Origin of the sequence: Saccharomonospora halophila 8 (genome assembly GCF_000383775.1) — a bacterium.
GTDB lineage: Bacteria > Actinomycetota > Actinomycetes > Mycobacteriales > Pseudonocardiaceae > Saccharomonospora > Saccharomonospora halophila.
In genome coordinates this window covers 18,463-22,666 of sequence record NZ_KB912525.1, presented here as the reverse complement: position 1 = coordinate 22,666, position 4,204 = coordinate 18,463, and the positions used below count along the sequence as shown (strand labels likewise).

Annotated in this window: 5 protein-coding genes; 1 reads left to right on the top strand and 4 read right to left on the bottom strand. The window is 71.0% G+C overall.

The window, feature by feature from the left end:
• The 4 genes from SACHA_RS20955 to SACHA_RS0108005 form a co-directional block, all read right to left on the bottom strand.
• The coding region (locus SACHA_RS20955; RefSeq protein ID WP_019808643.1) for a hypothetical protein at positions 1 to 496 on the bottom strand (496 nt) is incomplete at its 3' end.
• A gap of 338 nt (positions 497 to 834) precedes the next feature.
• Entirely contained in the window at positions 835 to 1,002 is a 168-nt protein-coding gene (locus SACHA_RS25090; protein WP_019808641.1) for a hypothetical protein, read from the bottom strand.
• Between the two features lie 280 nt (positions 1,003 to 1,282).
• On the bottom strand, positions 1,283 to 2,425 hold the full coding sequence (locus SACHA_RS0108010; RefSeq protein WP_019808639.1) for a CaiB/BaiF CoA transferase family protein: 1,143 nt from the start codon (positions 2,423 to 2,425) through the stop codon (positions 1,283 to 1,285).
• A gap of 33 nt (positions 2,426 to 2,458) precedes the next feature.
• Positions 2,459 to 3,580, bottom strand: coding sequence for an acyl-CoA dehydrogenase family protein (locus SACHA_RS0108005; protein WP_408640318.1), 1,122 nt, complete (start codon positions 3,578 to 3,580; stop codon positions 2,459 to 2,461).
• A 181-nt stretch (positions 3,581 to 3,761) separates the two neighbouring features.
• Here SACHA_RS0108005 and SACHA_RS20950 point away from each other — a divergent pair.
• A partial coding sequence (locus SACHA_RS20950; protein WP_019808635.1) for a TetR/AcrR family transcriptional regulator occupies positions 3,762 to 4,204 on the top strand: 443 nt, incomplete at its 3' end.

The following is a 4,204-nucleotide window of genomic DNA, read 5'->3' as shown; positions in this document are numbered from 1 at the left end:
GGCGCTGGCGCGTGAGCCGCGCGACGCACCAGGCGGGAGCGCTGCCCCGCCGGAGGTGATCCAGCACCGTGAGCGGGCCGAGCCGCCTGCCCAGGTCGGCGGGGGTGAGCCCGGCGGCCCGGTAGTCGAGGGCGCGCTGGTCGAGGGGGCTGATCCCCGCGTCCCACCAGGCCTTGGCCTCCTCGACATCCCCGATCATCTGCCACCAACCTGCCGCGGCGCCGAGCAGTTCGTCCGGGGCCTCGGGCAACCGCTCGCGCATCGCGTCGAGGAAGTCCGGGTCGGCCAGGTCGACCGGTGCCCACGCCCGGTCGCCCGTCTCCCGCCGCTGCGCGGGGATACCGGCCGACGACGGCTGCGCCGGGACGCCGGCTGCCGACGGCCGGGCCTCGGCCATCCACTCCGTCGCGATCCGGTTGACCTCACGGTCCTCGGCGGTCTGCTCACGTTCGGCGGCCCACTGACGGATCACCGCGTCGACTCCGGAATCCCGCATTTCGCCTGCCTCCTTCAGCAACGCACTGCTGTGGTCGTCGCACTGCTGTGTCGTCCAAGACTGGTCGAGCAACGTTGTTCGCGATCTGAGTGCGTGGGTCCTCGGGTACCGCTCGGTCACGCAATGTGAGGAGCACCGTATGAGAGCGGACCGACGATTCGGAAGAGGTGATCGGGCTTCGATTCCGCCGACCAGTGTGTTCGGACGGGAATCCACCCGTTTGTCGGAGCGAAACGGGACGTTCAGCGCGTGCCGCTACGCACCGTATGTGTTCCCGGAGCGCACGCACGACGAACCGGCACCCCGGTCCGGGGTGCCGGTGACCTGGCCTTTCGGCCTCAGGCGAACAGCGACCGGAAGAACGTGATGATGGCCTCCGCCCCGTCCCGGAGCCAGCTCAACGCCGAGCGCACGGTGTCGGCCGACTCGGTGGGGCGCGAGACGAGGAGGAAAAGCACGAGCGCGACCGCGCCGAATATCAGTACCTTCTTCAGACCCGGTGACATGGCTTCCACCCGATTCCTGCTCGGCGTCACCGCACGGTGACGGCACTGCTTCCCACCGCATTCATCATGCCGCAGGGCGCGGCATCGCGACGGGCAGTCACGCGAACGTGGGGCGGGGGCGCACCGCGGCCCCGCCCCACGAGCCGGTGTCCGGGTACTGTAAGGCGCCTTCCGCACGGTGCCCGCACGACACGCCGGAGGGACACCCGCCCGTGTCCGCGGGTGTCCCGGCACGCGTCGGGCGCGCCCGGTACGGAAATGCGACGGTCACATACCGTGCTCAGCCGAGGGCACCCGCCTCCCGGAGACGGTCGATCTCGGCCGGGTCCAAGCCGAGTTCGGACAGCACCTCCCCGGTGTCCGACCCCCTCGGATGCGGGGAATCCGGCTCCGCCGCGGGTGTCCGGCCGAACTTCGGCCCCGGTGCGGGCTGCGTCATCCCGTCGACCTCGACGAACGACCCCCGCGCCTGATTGTGCGGATGCTCCGCGGCCTCCCACGGCGACAGCACCGGGGTCAGGCAGGCGTCCGTGCCCTCCGCCCTGGCCGTCAGTTCGTCCCGGGTGTACCGGCCGATCGCCTCCGCGAGCATCTCCCGCAGGCGGGGCCACTCGCGCTGGTCGATGTGGACCGGCACCTGCTCGGGGTCGAGTCCGAGCACCTCGAGAAGCGCGGACCAGAACCGCCCCTCGATGGCGCCGACGGCGACGTAGCGCCCGTCCGCGGTGGTGTAGGTGTCGTAGAACGGCGCCCCGCCGTCGAGCATGTTCTCCCCGCGCTCGCCGTCCCACAGACCGCTGGCCCGCAGTCCGAACAGATGCGTGGTCAGCAGTGCCGACCCCTCCACCATCGAGGCGTCCACGACCTGGCCGAGTCCCGAGGAGCGGCGCTCGTACAGCGCGGCGAGCACGCCCATCGCGAGATACATCCCGCCGCCGCCGAAATCGGCGAGGAAGTTGACCGGCGGCACCGGCCGTTCCCCCGCCCGGCCGACCGGGTGCAGGGCACCGGACAGGCCGATGTAGTTGATGTCGTGCCCCGCCGAGGGCGCCAGGGGGCCGGTCTGGCCCCACCCGGTGATCCGCCCGTAGACCAGGCCCGGGTTCCGGGCGTGCACCTGCTCGGGGCCCAGCCCCATGCGTTCGGCGACGCCGGGACGGAATCCCTCCACGAGCACGTCCGCCTTCTCCGCGAGCGTGAGCACCAGCTCGACGCCCTCGGCGGTCTTGGTGTCCACCCCGATGGTCCGTCGGCTGCGCAGCAGCGGGTCCTTCGGCACGGCGAGCACGTCGTCGCCGGGAACGGCCCGGTCGACCCGCACCACGTCGGCACCGAGGTCGGCCAGGACGGTGCAGGCGAAGGGTGCGGGCGCGAGTCCCGCGAGTTCGACGACCCGCAGACCGCTCAGCGGTCCAGCGCTCATGACGACCGCCTTTCCTGGTCGGTCAACCCCGCGTCACAGACCACGGGAGATGATGTCCTTCATGATTTCGTTCGTGCCGCCGAAGATGCGCGAGACACGCATGTCGGCCCAGGCCCGGGCGATCGGGTACTCGGTCATGTAGCCGTAGCCGCCGAACAGCTGCACGCACTCGTCGACGACCTTGTTCACCCGCTCGGTGGTCCACAGCTTCGCCATCGCCGCACCCTGCACGTCCAGCTCGCCCCGCAGGTGCCGTTCGATGCACTGGTCGAGGAACGCCCGGGACACCGCCGCCTCGGTGGCGGCCTCGGCGAGCTTGTACTTGGTGTTCTGGAAGCCGAAGATCGGACGGCCGAAGGCGGTGCGCTCCTTGGTGTAGTCCAGGGTCAGCTCGATCGCGCTCTCCATCCCCGCCACGGCGGTGACCGCGATGAGCAGACGTTCCTGCGGGAGCTGCTGCATCAGCTGGACGAAGCCCTGGCCCTCCTGCTCGCCGAGCAGGTTGTCCGCGGGCACCCGGACGTCGTCGAAGAACAGCTCGGCGGTGTCCTGCCCGTGCATGCCGACCTTGTCCAGGGTGCGCCCCCGGCGGAAGCCCGGGGTGGAGGTCTCCACCACGATCAGCGAGACGCCCTGCGCGCCCCCGTCCGGATCGGTCTTGACCGCGACCACCACGAGATCGGCCAGCGCGCCGTTGGTGATGAACGTCTTCGCCCCGTTGATCACGTAGTGATCCCCGTCGCGGACCGCCCGGGTGGCGATGCCCTGCAGGTCCGAGCCCGTGCCGGGCTCGGTCATCGCGATGGCGCCGACGAACTCGCCGGAGGCGAGCTTCGGCAGCCAGCGCTGCTTCTGCTCCTCGGAGCCGTAGGCGAGCAGGTAGTGCGTCACGATCCCGTTGTGTACCGACACGCCCCAGGCGCTGTCCCCGCTGCGGGCCTGCTCCTCGTAGAGCACGGCCTCGTGCGCGAACGTCCCGCCGCCACCCCCGTAGGCCTCCGGGATCGACAGGGCGAGCAGGCCCACCTCGCCCGCCTTGGTCCACACCTCGCGGTCGATCCGCTTGTTCTCGGCCCACCTCTCCTGATGCGGGGTGAGCTCGTTGCGGCAGAAGGTCCGGGCCATGTCCCGGAAATCGGCCAGCTCCTCGGTCATCCACGAACTCTGCTGTTGCTGCAGCGGCACGGCGCTCCCTCCGGGAGTCGGGACGGGCGGGAAAAACATTACGATTGGAAGGTAAGTTTCCGCCGGAATGTACTCCGCCGCGCACCTTCCGGTAAAGGAGGGACGGGGCGGGACCCTTCCCACCGGACGAGCGGACAGGAGCCGGACAGTCGTGACCACGCCGGAACGCAGGCACCGCACACAGGCCGAACGGACGGCGCGCACCCGCGCCGCGCTGCTCGACGCGACCATCGACTGCCTGGTCGAACGCGGATACGCGCGGACGTCGATGCAGGAGGTCTGCGCGCGGGCCGGAGTGTCGAAGGGTGCGGTCCAGCACCACTTCCCCGACAAGGCCCAGCTGATGGCCGCGGCGGTGGAACACCTGACCGGCCGGCTCACCGAGCGGCACGCCCCGGACACCGCCGGACTCCCCGAGGGACCCGAACGGGTGACCGCGATCATCGACCTGCTGTGGGAGTCCTACTCCGGCACGCTGGCCAGTGCGGCGATGGAGCTGTGGGTCGCCGCGCGGACCGACCCGGCCCTGCGGGAGGCCATGCGCCCGGTCGACCGCGCCCTCGGCCGCGCCACCCTCGACCGGCTCCCCGCCCC